Here is a 17738-nt window from a genome sequence, read left to right as displayed (position 1 = left end):
GATTGTATGCAATCTTGAACAATTTTTCAATGAAAATGTTCTTATTTAGTTTATCCTTTTTCTTCATAATCAAACAAAAGGGAAAAATAACGCTACATACAAAAAATAAGTAACATTTTTTAATATAGCATTTATAAAGAAAAAGGTAAAACAATACTTCTTATTCAACTGTCGTAATTCGCTAAAGAGTCGACATGTTCATCATTAAAAAAGAACTTGTGAAATCACAAGTTCTCCCCCCGTACATATTAAGCACTCTGATTACCTTCCATTTGCGTTTTGTACATATCGTAATAACGCCCGCGCTTTTTCATTAGTTCATCATGAGACCCTTTTTCTAAAATCGTCCCTCTATCAAGCACAATAATTTGATCTGCGCTTTTAATCGTTGAAAGACGATGAGCAATAATAAATGTCGTTCTTCCTTTTTTTACAACTTCCAATGCCTGTTGAATCATCGCCTCTGTTTCTGTATCAATACTAGACGTTGCTTCATCTAAAATTAAAATAGCGGGATCAAAAGCAAGCGCCCTAGCAAACGATATAAGCTGACGTTCTCCGGTTGAAAGTGTACTTCCCTTTTCTGTAATTTCTTCATTTATATTGTTCGCAAATCTTTCAGCACCAACATCATGCAATGCTTTTATGATACGCTCTTTTGAAATTTTTTCGTTTTCTAAGCTTACATTGGAAGCCACCGTCCCGCTGAAAAGAAACGGGTCTTGCAGTACGATTCCCATATGCTCACGAGTTGCTTGTTTCGGCATTTCTTTTACATCGTGACCATCAATCGTAAGCTTTCCTTTTTCAAACTCATAAAATTGAAAGAGTACATTCATGATAGAACTTTTTCCTGATCCAGTATGACCGACAAGTGCCACTGTCTCGCCTTGTTTCGCTTCAAAAGAAATATTTTTTAACACTTCATCTTTTCCATTATAAGAAAATGATACATTATCAAATTTTACATTTCCTTTTAAACGAGGCATACGTTCTTCTTCTACCGCTTCCCCTTTTTCCTCTAACAATTCAAAGACACGTTCTGATGCAACGCGCGCTTGCTCTAAGTTTGCAAGCTGGTTCACCATATTCGTAATTGGCGAGAATAATCGTGTTAAATAATCGACGAACGCATACAGTACCCCAAGTGAAATAATACCTGTAGCACTTAATGACGCACCGCCGAAATACCAAATTACTCCTGTGAAAGCGATATTTCTTAATACGGCTACTAAGTTATGCGAAGTTGCTGCATTTAAATTTAAAATTTTATTTTGATACTTAAAATAATCGCCATTTAATTCTTCAAATTCTTTTTTCGTTTCACGCTCTTGACGGAACACTTGAATAATTGGCATCCCTTGAATGGATTCATTCACTGTTCCGTTAATATCAGATAAGCGAGAGCGCATTTTATGATTGTATACAGACGCGTATTTTCTATAAAGAATCGCCCAAACAATTAAAATTGGGATAATTAATAAACATAATGAAGCGAGCTTCACATCTAATAAAAATAACGCAGCGAATATCCCAATAATATAGATGATACTAGAAACGAATGTTGCCAGCACCGTTACATATAAATCACGAATGGCCTCTGTATCATTCGTCACACGCGAAACAATTTTCCCCGCCGGTAAATGATCAAAGTATCGAATTGGCAACGTTTGAATATGAGAAAAAACATCTTCCCTCATAATTTGAATAATTTTGTTCGCTGCCTTCTGCAAGAAGAACTGCTTTCCGTATGCAAATAATGACACGACTACTAATAAAGCGAAATAGCCACCACCAAGTAATAATAGACGGTTTATTTCTGGCTTATAAAATGCAAATACTTGTTCCTTTGTTAATGCTTGCGCTTTATAAACTTGCACCGCCTTACCATTTTGAACGGTAATCATATCCCCTTTTACAGTCCGTGACCCTTCCGCATTTACTTTATTCGGTACAAAATAATATTGAAAACCGACTTGCATCACACGTACTTCTTTTCCTTTTTTCTCGCCTTGTTCAAAGCGATCACTTCGCTTATAAAAAGCCCCATTATACGAAACAGCATCTTCACTCTGTTCTGTTTCATACCAAGGTTTCTCTATCCCGACGATATGATCGTCAATCATCGTTTTAGCGACGAAAGGACCAGCAAGCTCTGCGATGACGAAAATAAATAACATTAACATCGCAGCAAAAATCGTCCCTTTCACTTTCATCGCGTATTGAAACAATCGTTTTGAAACGCTCATATTTTCACCCCACTATCCGCACTTTCACTTTCACCTTGTTGTCTTTCAAACTGCTCAGCATACCAGCCTCCCTTTTGGATAAGCTGATCATGCGTACCTTCTTCTATAACTGCACCTTCATCCATAACGAGAATCCAATCCGCATGTTGCACTGCAGATAAACGATGCGTCGTAATAATCGTCGTCTTTCCGCTTCTTTCCGTTCTTATATTTTCAATGATCGCTGCTTCCGTACGAGCATCTACAGCTGATAAAGAATCATCCAAAATTAAAATTTCTGGATTTTGAATAACAGCTCGTGCAATCGAGATCCTTTGTTTTTGCCCTCCTGATAAAGAAACACCTTTCTCTCCAACGAGCGTTTCTAACCCTTCTGGTAAAAACTCTAAATCCTTTTTAAACGCAGCAATTTCAATTGCTTTCTCTAGTTCTTCTTCAGTCGCTTCCCTATTTCCGAATAAAATATTTTCTCGCGCTGTTTTTGAGAACAAAATATGCTCCTGCGGTACATAACCAATCCAGCCGAGTACATTTTCATTCGTCATTTTATCTAAAGTCACATCAGAAACTGCAATATCTCCATCTCCAAGCGGATATTGACGAAGAAGCTGACGTACAAGCGTCGTTTTCCCGCTTCCTGTTTTTCCGACAACCCCTAGCGTTTCTCCTTGCTTTAATGTGAAAGAAACCTTTTTTAAATTTTCTTCAGTTGATGAAGGATATGAGAAAGACACATCATCAAACTGAATATAATCCGGCTCTTGCACAAGCTTTGGATGTTTCGGATTCTTTACATCTGGCTCATACGCTAACGTTTCATTCACACGGTCAAGCGAAGCATTTCCTCTTTGCATAACATTAATTAATTCACCAATTGCAAACATCGGCCAAATCATCATCCCTAAATACACGTTAAAAGAAACGAGTTCACCAAGCGTCACCTTTGACTGGAACACAAGGTATGCACCGTACACTAAGCCGATTAAATAACTAAGACCGACAAGCATTTTCACAGTTGGTTGGAATAATGCATCAATCTTTGCTACCTTCATATTTTTTTCGTAGACGTCATCTCCTAAATGATGAAATCTTTCCTCGTCTGCATTCTCTTGTACATATGCACGAATAACACGCACACCAGCGATTGATTCAAGCACTTTATCGTTCATATCACCAAACGCATCTTGCGCAACGGTAAATCTTTCATGTAATTTCTTTCCATATATATTCATCGCATACGCCATAATTGGAAGCGGAATAAGCGCTGCAAATGTAAGCTCCCAACTAATTGTAAACCCCATCATAAAGACAATCGTAAGCATATATAAACTAGAATCCACAAGCGTTAATATACCAAAACCAGCTGTCATAGCGATTGCTTTCAAATCATTTGTCGCTCTCGCCATTAAATCACCAGTACGATTTTTTTGATAAAAAGTCGGCGTCATCTTAAGTAAATGCCCCATAAATTTAGAGCGCATCGTTTTCTCAAGTACGAATGCACCGCCAAACAATTGATGTTGCCATACGAAAGTGAGGCCATATCCAACGATCGTAACCCCTATTAAAATAAGAATAGACTGTATAATAGCTTCGTTCGATAACGTTCCTGTTTTTATGTTATCTATCGTAACCCCTAACACTTTCGGGGGAATCACTTCAACTATATTCACAATTAAAAGAGCTCCAATGGCAATACTATATCTCTTCCAGTGCTCCCTAAAAAACCATTTTAGCTTTAGTAATACTGATAACAATGTAACCTCTCCCTTCTCGTTCTCGTTTACCTCTCATTTCTTTATCCACTATCCAGACCTATCACATTTACATTTCGTAACCCATACAATCTCATCACATTTTTCCACCTTCCAAAGTTTTTTATCGGAACTAAACAAGGGAAAATAAACAAAAAAAAGCATACCGCCGCTTGACGATATGCACAGGAATGCATAAAAGCGTACGTTACGATATACGCAACGTACGCTTTTTATAAGACAAAGATGCCCTATATATCCGTACGGGTTGCGTAATGATATGAATGTTTTCTGCCATTTAACAGAGCTAAGCCCATTACATTTACGATTACAATCATTACGCACACCCCTTTCATTTATTTTCCATTTATAATCTTACAACTTTATTGAGTATTCTGTCAATTATTTTTTCACACTTTAAATAAAAATATATGATACACCATTTTGAAATAAGGGAATGTTCTGTAAGAAAGGGCATACAAAATAAAAAAAGAATAAGAAATCGTTTTCACAAACATTTCATTTGAAAAATGTTATCAAACCCCCTACAATCACCTTATACTCACTCTTACAAGTTGCTATTTTAGGAGGACTAATCATGACAACTAGCAATACGTACAAATTTTATTTAAACGGAGAATGGAGAGAAAGCTCTTCAGGAGAAACAATCGAAATTCCATCTCCATACTTACACGAAGTAATTGGACAAGTACAAGCAATTACTCGCGGAGAAGTAGATGAAGCAATTGCATCTGCAAAAGAAGCTCAAAAATCATGGGCGGAAGCTTCTCTACAAGATCGCGCAAAGTATTTATATAAATGGGCTGATGAGCTCGTAAATATGCAAGATGAAATTGCCGATATCATTATGAAAGAAGTCGGTAAAGGATATAAAGATGCGAAGAAAGAAGTTGTTCGTACAGCTGACTTTATTCGTTACACGATCGAAGAAGCTTTACATATGCACGGAGAAAGCATGATGGGCGATAGCTTCCCTGGCGGAACGAAATCTAAACTTGCGATCATCCAACGCGCACCACTTGGTGTCGTATTAGCAATCGCACCATTTAACTACCCAGTAAACTTATCTGCTGCAAAACTTGCACCAGCATTAATTATGGGTAACGCTGTTATTTTCAAACCAGCAACTCAAGGTGCAATTAGTGGTATTAAAATGGTTGAAGCACTTCACAAAGCTGGCCTTCCAAAAGGTCTTGTAAACGTAGCTACAGGACGCGGTTCTGTAATTGGTGACTACTTAGTAGAACACGAAGGCATCAATATGGTATCGTTCACAGGTGGTACAAACACAGGTAAACATTTAGCGAAAAAAGCTTCAATGATTCCACTTGTATTAGAACTTGGTGGTAAAGATCCTGGTATCGTTCGTGAAGATGCTGACTTACATGATGCTGCAAACCATATCGTAAGCGGTGCATTCTCTTACTCTGGTCAACGTTGTACAGCTATTAAACGTGTACTTGTACACGAAAACGTAGCGGACGAGCTTGTTAGCTTATTAAAAGCGCAAGTGGCTGAACTATCAGTTGGATCTCCAGAACAAGACAGCACAATCGTTCCATTAATCGACGACAAGTCTGCTGACTTCGTTCAAGGTTTAGTTGACGACGCTGTAGAAAAAGGTGCTACAATCGTTATCGGTAACAAACGTGAGCGTAACTTAATTTACCCAACATTAATCGATCACGTAACAGAAGAGATGAAAGTTGCTTGGGAAGAGCCATTCGGCCCAATCCTTCCAATCATCCGTGTTTCTTCAGATGAGCAAGCAATTGAAATTGCTAACAAATCAGAGTTCGGTCTGCAAGCAAGCGTCTTCACTAAAGACATTAACAAAGCATTTGCAATTGCTAACAAAATCGAAACGGGTTCTGTTCAAATTAACGGACGCACAGAGCGCGGCCCTGACCACTTCCCATTCATCGGTGTAAAAGGTTCAGGTATGGGCGCACAAGGTATTCGTAAGAGCCTTGAGTCTATGACACGTGAAAAAGTAACTGTATTAAACTTAGTTTAATCTTATAAAAAGAAGCTGATCTATTTATAGATCAGCTTCTTTTCTATATAAATACTTCCAAAAACGGAGTATTTCGTTCTACTTCCGATTTGGTTTTCCAAATCGAACTAAAACATGCCATAATAATTTTAATTCCTGAAGCACTTCTTCATAAGTTCCACGATCACTCCAAGATAATGGATTGCGTTTCAAATCCACTACAGCAGAGCCAATTATATTTGCATCGATACAATGATTCCGTGCAATGCGTCTTGCTAAAGATGGCATTTTTGAACCTCTAAAATCCATCGGAACTTCGTCTACCGCAAGTACAAAACCGATGTGCCAATACAAATCAATAGCATACTTCAGGCAAATTTCTTCTAAAACTTTTCCTACATCCGTACCCTTAAATGAAGGATCTGCAACAAGCGCTTCCACGTCTTCTTTTAGAGAAATCTCTCCATGAATCTGCGCTTCAATATAATGATTAAGATTACGGGCTGGCTCTTTGCTTACTAAATCTATAAACGGCCTTTTCAGGTTAGCCAGTAAATGATTAATTAATATTGTTGGCGTCAAATTCCCTTCACCGATTGCAAAATCTCTTACGAATGTCTCTTCCAAAAGAGCAGCTAAAATCATATCAAACTCCTCGTAAGTCCCCTTTTCTTTCGGATCTTGATGCGAATCTAAATATGTATATGTAGAACGCGAAGAAACTTTTGGAGATAAGAGAAAATAACAGGAACCAAAACGCGGAGCCGGCCCATCTGGATGTAACATTAAATTTAGCGCTCCGTATTTTGGACGTTGATCATTCGTTACGCCTTCTAATTGATATGCCCCTCCAAATATTCTCTTTTCCCAAAGGTCACGTTCACCACCAGGATAAGCAGATACGCTTCCATTAGATAGCAATGTTTCAAACTGACTTTTATATACTCCTTGCTCAAATAGTGCTTCAGCAACACTTTTCTTACTCGAATCTAGTCTGTCTGGATGAAAGTGTAAAGCAATCCTTGCGTGAGATTTTAAATTAGCGACAGCCTCTTCAAATATTTCATCTGTAATATTAGACATTTTAAGTATATGATTAATCGTTGCTTTAGCCTCACGTTTTTCGTTCTCTGCATATTTTGAAATATACTCTAAAGCAAATAATTGAGATCTTGATAATTCCATAATCAAACCTCTCCTTTAATTAAAATGACCTTAATCATTTCAATTACAAGCTTATTCTTTCCTTCTTATGAAACGAACCTGATTTATTTAAAAACGTAATTTACTAAATCTTAATTATGCATACACGCATTTTTCATAGGCAAATGTACACATTCTAAAGAAATTTGATACCCTAGCCATCGCTCAGCAATATGTTCAAATGATAAAACAGATCCCGTTGTAAAAAAACGATGTTTCGGATTCAGATTGTCAGACAAAATTCCTTTGTGCTGTAAAATGGTACTTAACTCTATCGCCGTTTCTTCTGCAGAACTAATAATCGTTATGTCTTCTCCTAGTTCCTTTTTTATATAGGACTCTAAAAGTGGATAATGCGTACATCCAAGAATTAACGTATCTATATCTTCTTTCGTTAATGGAAGTAAAGCTTGTTTCACTTGCTGCGTGACATATGCTGTATCTTCTAATTGATTTTCTACAACTGTGGCTAAAGTCGGGCAAGCATAGCTATGCACTTCCAAATATGTATCCAGCTCGTGTAATGCTTTTTCATACATATTAGATTTTATCGTACCTACAGTTCCAATTACCCCGATTTCCCCTTTCTTTGTAACTTTAATTGCCGCTCTTGCTCCTGGATGTATAACGCCAATAACTGGAATGGAAAGTGCTTCTTGCAGCGCATTCAATGCAGCAGCTGCAGCAGTATTACATGCTACGACTAGCGCTTTTAATGGAAACTGTTTGAGGAACTTAACCATTTCAAATACGAAAGATTGCACCTCCTCTACACTTCTTGGCCCATACGGACAACGCTTATTATCACCAATATAATAAATGCTTTCTTTAGGCAATTGTCTTATAATTTCGCTCGCAACTGTTAATCCCCCAACACCCGAATCTAGCACACCTATTACTGAATGTTTATGACATACAGACATTTACTTCATCCCCTTTTCAATCATCTAGCGCTAATAACATGTATTATATTACGAAAATTCAAATATCACATAACAATCCCTCTTACTTTTAATCACAAACTCTTCTCTATAATCTGATTATTACTATATCCATTGACGTATAAAAATACATTTGTTACTCTTAAAGACGTTAATTTAATATTTAAATCCTCATTCGTATCTCGGTGAGGTAGAGGTTGCAATCATTAAGAGTATCATTTCAGGAGATGTAGTGGCATTGATGAAGGAATGAGAAAGGAATGGTTGCCGAAGTAAGTCGTGTCCACCATGCACGCTTGCTGGGTCTGCATTTAATAAGTGCAGAACTGTCACAAACGTTTCGTTTGTGGAGAGCTATCGAGAGGTATGTCGTGGGTTTCTTATAAGATAGAAAGCATGTAGCGGCAAATTACATGCTTTTTTTGTTTTGTTTGGGACTTCTCTTCCTAACTCAGGAAGACATACATATCTCCTCGCTTGACTTGGTTATACTAACTTTGGAGGTATTTTCTATGCAACAAAAAAAATGGGGCTTTTGGGTACTAACAGCTTTCGTTGTCGGTAACATGGTTGGCGCTGGTATTTTCATGGTGCCAAGTACGTTGGCACAAACAGCAAGCCCACTCGGTGTCACTTTAGCTTGGTTAACTACAGGGTTTGGTGTTTTAATGCTAGCTCTTGTTTTCGGTAATTTAGCAATTCGTCGTCCTGATTTAACGACAGGGCCACAAAGTCATGCATATGCTTTATTCTCAACACCAAAAAAGAAAAAAATGGCTGGCTTCAGTATGGTATGGGGATATTGGGTTGCAAACTGGGCAAGTAACGTTGCCATCATTACATCATTTGCGGGATATTTATCACTCTTCTTCCCAATTATGAAAGATACGCGACTACTATTTTCAATCGGTTCGTTTAACGTAGAAGTCGGAAAACTAATTACATTTACGATTTGTTCCATCTTACTTTGGGGAACTCATATTATATTAACAAACGGTGTAAGCGGAGCTGGAAAACTAAACTTCTTAGCAACAACAACGAAAGTAACTGGATTCCTTTTATTCATCGTCGTTACGTTATTTGCATTCGAAGCTTCTAAATTTGGACAATGGTACACACCGATGATTGATAAATCAGGGGCATCACACGGTCTTCTTTCACAAGTGAATTTAGCTGCTCTTACAACGCTTTGGGCGTTTATCGGAATTGAATCAGCCGTTCTTTTATCCAACCGTGCTGTTTCTCCAAAAACGGTAAAACGCGCAACAGTTGCGGGATTACTTATTACAGTTGCCATCTACTTAGGAATTACAATTTTAACAATGGGTGTACTTCACGTTGATAAATTACAAGCTTCTGAACGTCCATTAGCAGATGCACTAAACGCTGCAATGGGTCACGGCGGCGGGAAACTGATGGCATTACTTGCTCTTACTTCCCTGTTCGGTTCTATCTTAGGCTGGATTTTATTAAGCTCAGAAGTACCTTATCAAGCAGCAAAAGAAGGTTTCTTCCCTTCCTTCTTCACGAAAACAAATAAAAAAGGAAGTCCAATTTACTCATTACGATTAACAAACATTATGTCGCAAGTATTCCTATTCTCAACATTATCAGGAACCATTGCGGAAGCTTATACATTCGTTATTACTGTATCAACACTAGCATACCTCATTCCATATCTCGTTTCACCAATCTTCCAGCTAAAACTAGTCGTAACTGGTGAAACGTATAAAAATGAAATGCGGGCAAGGATTACGGACGGCATAGTTGCAGTGATTGCACTTTGCTACGCACTATGGGTTATTAAAACGGGTGCAGCCGATATAAAAACATTCCTTCTCGGAATTGGTTTATTCGTAATCGGCTTTGCCTTCTATCCATTAATGAATCGTGATCAGAAAAAAAATAACGAAAAGAAAGACGGGCAAGTTGCATAACGCAATTTGCTCGTTTTTTCTTTTGCAAAACATATATAATAGAACAAAGAGGTGAAAAACATGTCAATCGAATCACTATGGAGCAGCCGTTTCCAACAACATATTCAAAATATCATTACATACTTTGCACGTATGATTAACGGTTTACTATATAGCTTTATCTTTATTTCATGCGTTGGTGCATATTATTATGCTCAATTTCTAAAAGCATCTCCTTCTAAAGGAATATCTTTAATAATTATAACGATTGTACTTACGTTCATTATAACGAGATGCCCTATCCGTACATTTATTCAAAAACCTGATGCTGTCTATTTGCTTGCATTAGAAGAGAAACTAACATCCTATTTCAAAAAATCTCTTCTATACAATTACATCATTCAGCTTTTTCCATTATTATTTACGTTCCTTATTCTCGTTCCACTTGCTATGCAATCATTGCAATTAACTGTACCTTTTTTATGTACAATCTTTATCGTGTTAATGATTACGAAAGCCTGGAACATGTACATACATTGGATGTGGCGTGATAGTCATGAAAAGAACATATGGCTTATCATTCGTATTGCTTGTAACGCACTCCTTATTTATATGCTGTTTTATGCGTCAAATGTTCTCATATTAGGCGGATTACTCTTACTACTTGCTTTCCTGCTTCTATACACGAAAAAACAGCCTACAAAACGAATACCGTGGGATTACATAATCGAGCAAGAAGAAAAAATGAACGTTCGTTTTTATCAATTTGCTAGCATTTTCACAGATGTTCCGCAACTAAATAAGCAAGTAAATAAAAGAAAATGGCTTACAAATTGGATTGAACCTTTATTACATAAAAAACGAGCAACTTTCTTCTACTTACATACACTAGCATTTTTACGTGGAAATGATTATTTCGGTATATATATTCGCTTAGGATTGATTGGTGCTTTCGCCTTATATTTCATACCAAATATATACGTAAAAGGCGCTATCGCTTACATCGTTCTATATATGATTTCTATGCAGCTCCGTTCACTGTGGAAATATTTTTCGGGAAATATTATTATAGCATTATATCCAATCCATACTGAAGAAAGAATGAATCAATTTCTTCGCTTAATCTTTATATTGCTAATCATTCAACTCATTATATTTTCAATTGTTATACTCCTTGCTACAGGACAAATTTTACATAGCCTTATCATTATGATTATCGGGTTACTCTGGATCAAATTTATTATTGTACCAAAAACGAAGCAACGCGTTTCTTCGTTTTAACGAAAAGAAATATCTTAAAAGCCAAGGAGCAAATAAATTATCTCCTTGGCTTTTTTATTTTGCTTCCTCAAACAAGAATCATCGAAACAACCGATATTTTATGATTTTCACATACAAAAACGATAATACATGTTTACGTCCTAATAAAAAGGGTATTTATTAAATTAACAGAGTAAAGGAGGGGCCTATATTGTGAATAAAAAAACGGAACAATTGAAGCATCACGTTACGGACAATCAATGCAAACATGCTTTAACAACAAACCAAGGGGTAAAAATAGCCGAAGATGAATTTTCTTTAAAGATGGGCTTAAGAGGCCCAACCTTAATGGAGGATTTCCACTTTCGCGAGAAAATGACCCATTTTGATCATGAACGAATTCCTGAAAGAATTGTTCATGCGCGCGGAGTTGGCGTACATGGTTATTTTCAGCTTTATGAATCGTTAGAAGCCTATACAAAAGCAGATTTCCTTACTAATCCTTCAAAGAAAACACCTGTATTTGTACGGTTCTCAACCGTTCAAGGTTCTAAAGGATCCAACGACACAGTAAGAGATGTACGTGGATTCGCCACAAAATTTTATACAGATGAAGGAAACTATGATTTAGTGGGTAATAATATGCCAGTATTCTTTATCCAAGATGCTATTAAATTTCCTGATTTTGTCCATGCAGTTAAACCAGAGCCACATAATGATATTCCTCAAGGAGCTAGCGCTCATGATACCTTTTGGGATTTTGTTGCACATAATCCTGAGTCCACTCATATGGTCATGTGGCAAATGAGCGACCGTGCTATTCCGCGTAGTTTACGAATGATGGAAGGGTTTGGAGTTCACACATTTCGACTCATTAACGCAGAAGGAAAAGCCCATTTCGTAAAGTTTCACTGGAAACCTGTCCTTGGGGTTCATTCATTAGTGTGGGATGAAGCTCAAAAGATTGCTGGGAAAAATCCTGATTTCCATCGTCAAGATTTATATGAAGCAATTGAAAAAGGGGATTATCCTGAATGGGAGCTTGGATTACAGTTAATTCCAGAAGAAGATGAGCATGCATTTGATTTTGATATTTTAGATCCAACGAAATTATGGCCAGAAGAAGAAGTTCCCGTAAAATTAGTTGGTAAAATGACATTGAACAAAAATGTTGATAACTTCTTTGCTGAAACAGAGCAGGTAGCTTTTCACCCTGGTCATGTCGTACCAGGTATTGATTTTTCAAATGACCCTCTTCTGCAAGGAAGATTATTCTCCTATACAGATACACAATTATCTCGTTTAGGGGGTCCTAATTTCCATCAAATTCCTATCAATCAGCCCGTATGTCCTTTTCATAATAATCAACGTGATGGTATGCATCAAATGCAAATTCATCGCGGTCAAACAAGCTATCATCCTAATGGCTTAAATAACAATCAACCAGCAACCGTCCAAGCCGAACAGGGCGGATATGAACATTATCAAGAAAAGATTGATGGACATAAAATTAGAGGTCGCAGTAAAAGCTTTCTTAACTTTTATTCTCAGGCTAAACTTTTCTACAATAGTATGAGCCCTATTGAAAAGCAACACATAAAAGAAGCTTTTTGCTTTGAAGTTGGGAAGTGTAAATCAGACATGGTGAAGGCAAATGTAATTGCTCTCCTAAACCACGTCGATCGTCAATTAGCACAAGAAGTCGCTAACATTATTGGAGCTCCTTTACCTAAGGAAAATCACGAAGTAAATTCAGATGCAAAATCACCTGCACTCAGCATGTCCAATACTATTTTTAAATCTGATTCCAAAAATGTTGCAATTCTATTAAATGGTGACCCAAGCGTCTCCCTTCTGTCTGAATGGATTCAAGCTTTTGCACAGCACCGAATTAACTATAGCATCATAGATAATAAAATTTATCAGTTCAATGATTCCATCAAAGTAACGGATACTTATACAACTGCAGACTCCTCCCTTTTTGATGCGGTATTAGTGTTTAGTAGCGAATCTGCCATTCAACCCCCTGTTTTAGAATTTGCAGAAACTACTTTTAAACACTTTAAACCGATAGCCTATGTCCTTAGCTATCCTCATGCTTTAGACCATAGTAAGGTAAAACTGGATGGAGCAGGAGTTTACAACTTAACAAACACTTCAATTGAGTCATTTATAGAAGGCATTGCCCAAGGACGATTCTGGAACCGATAATATAATGTAAGGAGCGGATTAGAATGAGTAAAAAAATTGCTATTTTAATAACGGATTATTTCGAGGACACAGAATACACAGAGCCAGTAGAAGCTTTTAAACAAAAGGGATATAAATTAACAACTATTGAAATGGAAAAAGGGAAAACGGTACACGGTAAACAAGGAAAAAGTGAAGTCGTGATTGATAAAAGTATTGATGATGTTTCTCCAGAGAACTTTGATGCCCTCTTCATACCAGGCGGGTTCTCCCCAGATATACTTCGTGCAGATGAACGTTTTGTTCGCTTTAGTAAAGCATTTATGGATGCGGACAAACCCGTTTTCGCTATTTGTCACGGACCTCAGCTACTCATCACTGCACAAACACTTGAAGGACGTGATGTCACTGGATATAAATCTATTGAAGTCGATTTAAAAAACGCCGGCGGAAACTTTCACGATAAAGAAGTAGTTGTATGCCAAAATCAGCTAGTAACAAGTAGACAACCGGAAGACATCCCAGCGTTTATTGAAGAATCGTTGCGTATATTAGGATAGTTATTAGAGGTTAATCAAAGTAGCTATTTAGCTACTTTGATTAACCTTTTTATTTGTATGAAAAACAAAAAAGAATATCATTTTTAATGATTTTTTTATACACCCTCTTTTCTCTCCCTAAAACTTCTAATCACTTTTCATAGGCAGTTCTCATATAGTGAAAATGACTATACGATTCCTATCCATAAGTTAAATAATGATTTCGCACATATATAAATACAAAAGATGGGAGCCTAACTATGAACAATAATCCACCTTCTCCGCCCCAAGACAACTCCGAAAACAATAGCCGTGATATTACACTGCAAACATTACGGGTCATTGGACTCATCGTCCTTATTAGTGGTTATATCCTCGTTGCTCTCTCAGAAGTAGGTGAGCTGAAAACCTTATTAACAAATCCGAATGCTAACCCTGATTTAGCTGAAGTTGACCCGTTCTAAAAATTATATAAAAAGCGAGTCCCAGTATAACTGGTTCGCTTTTATATAGTTTCATCCAATTTGAGAAACATTTCTCTCATCCTCATACTTCTCTTTCCCTATCGCCTTCATAAATAATAAAATACTGCTCATACCAACGATAAAATACAGAGCACTCATGCCCCAAGATGCAAGAAATGAACCTAGCATAACACCTAATGCCCCGTTCATTTTTGCCACTTGAAAAACCATTCCGTTAATCGCCATATATGAACCTCTCGCCTCATTTGGCACCATATCTGCCATAATAGATTGACGCACTGGCACATACATCATCTCGCCTACTGTTTGGAAAAGCCCTGCAATTAATAAAATCCATAAGCTATTGCTCGTTCCGAGTATTGTAAATCCAATTGTATAAATGAATAAACCTACATATAAGATTTTCAAATCGTTGAAGCTTTTCAGCATTTTAATAAGAAGTGCTGAACATAACACAACTAAAATTGTATTCTCTGCAGAAATCCAGCTCAGCATGCGAATCCCTGTTAAATCAAACGTAATACCATTCCCGAATAAAAAGTGCACCGTTTCAAATTCCTTCTGCAAGCGAACACCTAAATAATTATTAATTTGAAACTCTAAAGACAATGTACATATACTCGCTGCACAAAAAATTAAAAACGCTCTATCTTTCATTACAACTTTATAACTATCTGCCATATCTTTTAATACATTTTTCTTCTCTACTGTTTTTCTCACTACATACACTTCTTCCATATATACAGCCATCACATATAAAGTAATAATTGCAACAAGCGTTAATACGATAAACAATTGCAATCTATAGTTTTCAAATAGTAATCCACCAAATATTGCTCCAATCGCAATGGATAAATTAATAGCCCAATAATTAATGCTGTACATCACTTTTCGATTCTCAGGTGTACTCACATCAATTAACATCGCCTCTGTCGCAGGATTCATAAGTCCAGATCCTAAACTATTCACTAGCATAAAGATAAATGTTAACCACGGTGAATCTACATAATCCGAATTCGCAACTCCCATACAAGCAATGGAAATGACTTGTATACTTTGACCGATAATCATCACTTTTTTACGCCCAAGCCGGTCTCCAACATATCCACCGTATAAACCAATTACTAATGAAGCTATGACATTAATAAGTAGTAACGCACCAGCAATCGCACTACCTAACTTTATTGAAAAATAAATCGCCATAAATGGAAAAATCATCGTGGACACAGTACGTGTTAAAAACGAAGTTATAATTCTAATCTTTATATTTCGATGCATACTCCAAAACCCCATTGTTTCCCCCTCCTTATGCTTACTTATTTTACTTTGAAAAAAAGGAAGAAAAAGGTTAGAATATTCTAAAGAATTTCCCCTTTTATATTAGAAGGAAGTGTATATATGAAAATTATGGACTATTACATTAGACTAAGACTACATGCACAAGATCAACAGCATATGCGAAATAGCTTACAAGAATTAACGGATGTTTTATATTGCAGTACGAAAAACGTAAAGATTTTATTAAAGAAAATGAGCGAGGAACAATTAATTAGCTGGACTCCAGGGCGAGGCCGCGGAAATAAAACGGAAATTCTATTTATACATAATTTCGTAGAAGCGATTGAATCCTATACAGATGAACTGTTAGCGCAAGAAAAATTAAAGGATGTTTTTCTTCTTTTAAAAGAACCCCTCCCCCTTGCACTTCAAAAAAAGATAGAAAATAAACTACATCATCATTTTGGATACGAACCTTCAAATGATATGTACGACATATTAAAAATTCCTATATCGAGAAAGATAGTCCCATTAGATCCGGCTTTTGTGGCTGTAACTACAGAGAGCCATCTTACGAGTCAAATTTTTGATACGTTAGTCGTTTATAACGATGTTACGGAAAAAATGGAACCGCACATTGCGCATACGTGGGAATTAAGTGAAGACGGGCTGACATGGACTTTTTATTTACGAAAGGATGTATATTTTCATAACGAAACAGTTTTAACTTCTAAAGATGTACGATTTTCATTTGAAAGACTAAAAGAAGTTCACTCTCCTTTCGAATGGTTAACAGAAGAAATTGTTCAAATTGAAACGCCATCACCACTGCAAATTCGATTTCATTTAGCAAAACCCAATTTATTTTTCTTACACTATGTAAGTTCCATACAACTCGCAATTTTACCGCGTGATACGAGTATTCAAAATCATCATTATATAGGTACTGGACCTTTCAAACTTGCTCATTACTCTGAAGATAATATCGTACTCGAAGCGTTCACTCATTATTTTAAAGAGCGCGCGTTATTAGACCGTATTGAATTTTGGGGTATTCCTGACCATGTGCAAATAGATGCTGATTATGAACTACCAAACGAAGAGGAAAATGAAAGGCATGATATACAAATAGAAGAAATAGGTTGTATTTATGCTAGCTTCAACTTAAAAAAACCTGGTCCTCATCACGACATTTACTTTCGAAAAGCTTGGAGAGAACTATATGATGTTGAAATGATACTTCGTAACATAGAGGGTAGACGGACAATTGCTGCATCAAGCTTCTTCCCTGATAGAAGCCGCCTTGCAACAAGAAGATCCTACTCTTTAGAAAAAGCAAAAGAGTATTTGAAAAAGAGTACATATAATGGAGAAACGATACATATTTACTTCTTCGCATTTAAAGATAGTGCAAATGATGCATATTTCTTAAAAGAACGATGTGAAAGTTTAGGTATACAAGTAGCGCTTCACCCATTTCCCGTTTCAGATTATATGGATCGCTCTATTGATAAACATGCTGATATTATTTTCATGGGAGAAGTCTTTGCTGCCAATCATGAAATTGCATTCTTAAATGTATTTAAAAATAAAAGTTGCTTCGTAAATCGGTTCATGGACCCGCACTACGAAAAACAAATTAACTGTTTACTAGATACATTTTTACTAGAAGAAAATAAAGAAAAGCGTTATGAACTCATGTATGAGATTGAAGAGTTTTTACAAGCAGAACACATCATTTTATTTAACTATCACGTTTTAAAAAGAAAAACATACCCTTCTTCTTTAAAAAACGTAACAATTGATTCATTTGGTTGGGCAAATTTTGCGAAGTTATGGATACAACCATCCACGTATTAAAGTGTGAGTTTTTATAAAAGGAGAAGGTACTACATCCTTAGTAGTA

The 17738-nt window shown here is 36.6% G+C and carries 12 protein-coding genes and 1 riboswitch; of the genes, 7 read left to right on the top strand and 5 right to left on the bottom strand.

The window, feature by feature from the left end; translation table 11 throughout:
- Positions 1–248: 248 nt before the first annotated feature.
- Together ACS2QP_RS23590 and ACS2QP_RS23585 are read right to left on the bottom strand one after the other, a co-directional pair.
- The gene (locus tag ACS2QP_RS23590) at positions 249–2249 is read right to left on the bottom strand and encodes an ABC transporter ATP-binding protein (protein ID WP_153581714.1); all 2001 of its coding nucleotides are present in this window, start codon (positions 2247–2249) and stop codon (positions 249–251) included.
- Positions 2246–4006, bottom strand: a complete 1761-nt coding sequence (locus ACS2QP_RS23585; RefSeq protein WP_000953783.1) for an ABC transporter ATP-binding protein — start codon at positions 4004–4006, stop codon at positions 2246–2248. The genes ACS2QP_RS23590 and ACS2QP_RS23585 overlap by 4 nt, the downstream gene beginning before the upstream one ends.
- 595 nt (positions 4007–4601) lie before the next feature.
- Between ACS2QP_RS23585 and gapN the strand changes: the two genes are divergently transcribed.
- Positions 4602–6041 carry an NADP-dependent glyceraldehyde-3-phosphate dehydrogenase gene (gapN, locus tag ACS2QP_RS23580; protein WP_063535738.1) on the top strand — a complete coding sequence of 480 codons (1440 nt, stop codon included), beginning with the start codon at positions 4602–4604 and terminating at the stop codon, positions 6039–6041.
- A gap of 78 nt (positions 6042–6119) precedes the next feature.
- Here gapN and ACS2QP_RS23575 read toward each other — a convergent pair whose 3' ends face one another.
- Positions 6120–7205 (bottom strand): DUF3626 domain-containing protein, encoded by a 1086-nt coding sequence (locus ACS2QP_RS23575; protein ID WP_438882914.1) that lies wholly within the window; start codon positions 7203–7205, stop codon positions 6120–6122.
- Positions 7206–7315: 110 nt separating this feature from the next.
- Positions 7316–8146 (bottom strand): glutamate racemase, encoded by an 831-nt coding sequence (racE, locus tag ACS2QP_RS23570; protein ID WP_438882913.1) that lies wholly within the window; start codon positions 8144–8146, stop codon positions 7316–7318.
- A gap of 201 nt (positions 8147–8347) precedes the next feature.
- Positions 8348–8529: riboswitch (Lysine riboswitch) on the top strand.
- 147 nt (positions 8530–8676) lie between these two features.
- Here racE and ACS2QP_RS23565 point away from each other — a divergent pair.
- The 5 genes from ACS2QP_RS23565 (at position 8677) to ACS2QP_RS23545 (ending at position 14533) form a co-directional block, all read left to right on the top strand.
- Entirely contained in the window at positions 8677–10101 is a 1425-nt protein-coding gene (locus ACS2QP_RS23565; protein WP_438882912.1) for an amino acid permease, read from the top strand.
- Between the two features lie 60 nt (positions 10102–10161).
- Entirely contained in the window at positions 10162–11361 is a 1200-nt protein-coding gene (locus tag ACS2QP_RS23560) for an ABC transporter permease (RefSeq protein ID WP_438882911.1), read from the top strand.
- Between the two features lie 192 nt (positions 11362–11553).
- Positions 11554–13551: a catalase gene (locus ACS2QP_RS23555; RefSeq protein ID WP_438882910.1), complete on the top strand. Its 1998-nt coding sequence runs from the start codon at positions 11554–11556 to the stop codon at positions 13549–13551.
- A 23-nt stretch (positions 13552–13574) separates the two neighbouring features.
- Entirely contained in the window at positions 13575–14090 is a 516-nt protein-coding gene (locus tag ACS2QP_RS23550) for a type 1 glutamine amidotransferase domain-containing protein (RefSeq protein WP_153581719.1), read from the top strand.
- A 239-nt stretch (positions 14091–14329) separates the two neighbouring features.
- Positions 14330–14533, top strand: coding sequence for a hypothetical protein (locus ACS2QP_RS23545; protein ID WP_001063856.1), 204 nt, complete (start codon positions 14330–14332; stop codon positions 14531–14533).
- 51 nt (positions 14534–14584) lie between these two features.
- Here ACS2QP_RS23545 and ACS2QP_RS23540 read toward each other — a convergent pair whose 3' ends face one another.
- A complete protein-coding gene (locus tag ACS2QP_RS23540) occupies positions 14585–15847 on the bottom strand; it encodes an MDR family MFS transporter (RefSeq protein WP_438882909.1) in 1263 nt (420 codons plus the stop codon).
- 105 nt (positions 15848–15952) lie between these two features.
- Here ACS2QP_RS23540 and ACS2QP_RS23535 point away from each other — a divergent pair, with 105 nt between their 5' ends.
- Positions 15953–17692 carry an SgrR family transcriptional regulator gene (locus ACS2QP_RS23535; protein WP_438882908.1) on the top strand — a complete coding sequence of 580 codons (1740 nt, stop codon included), beginning with the start codon at positions 15953–15955 and terminating at the stop codon, positions 17690–17692.
- Positions 17693–17738 lie beyond the last annotated feature (46 nt).

This window comes from Bacillus cereus group sp. Bce019, from assembly GCF_051781745.1.
In the GTDB taxonomy this organism is placed as follows: Bacteria; Bacillota; Bacilli; order Bacillales; family Bacillaceae_G; genus Bacillus_A; species Bacillus_A cereus.
This window is presented reverse-complemented; position numbering and strand designations above follow the sequence as displayed.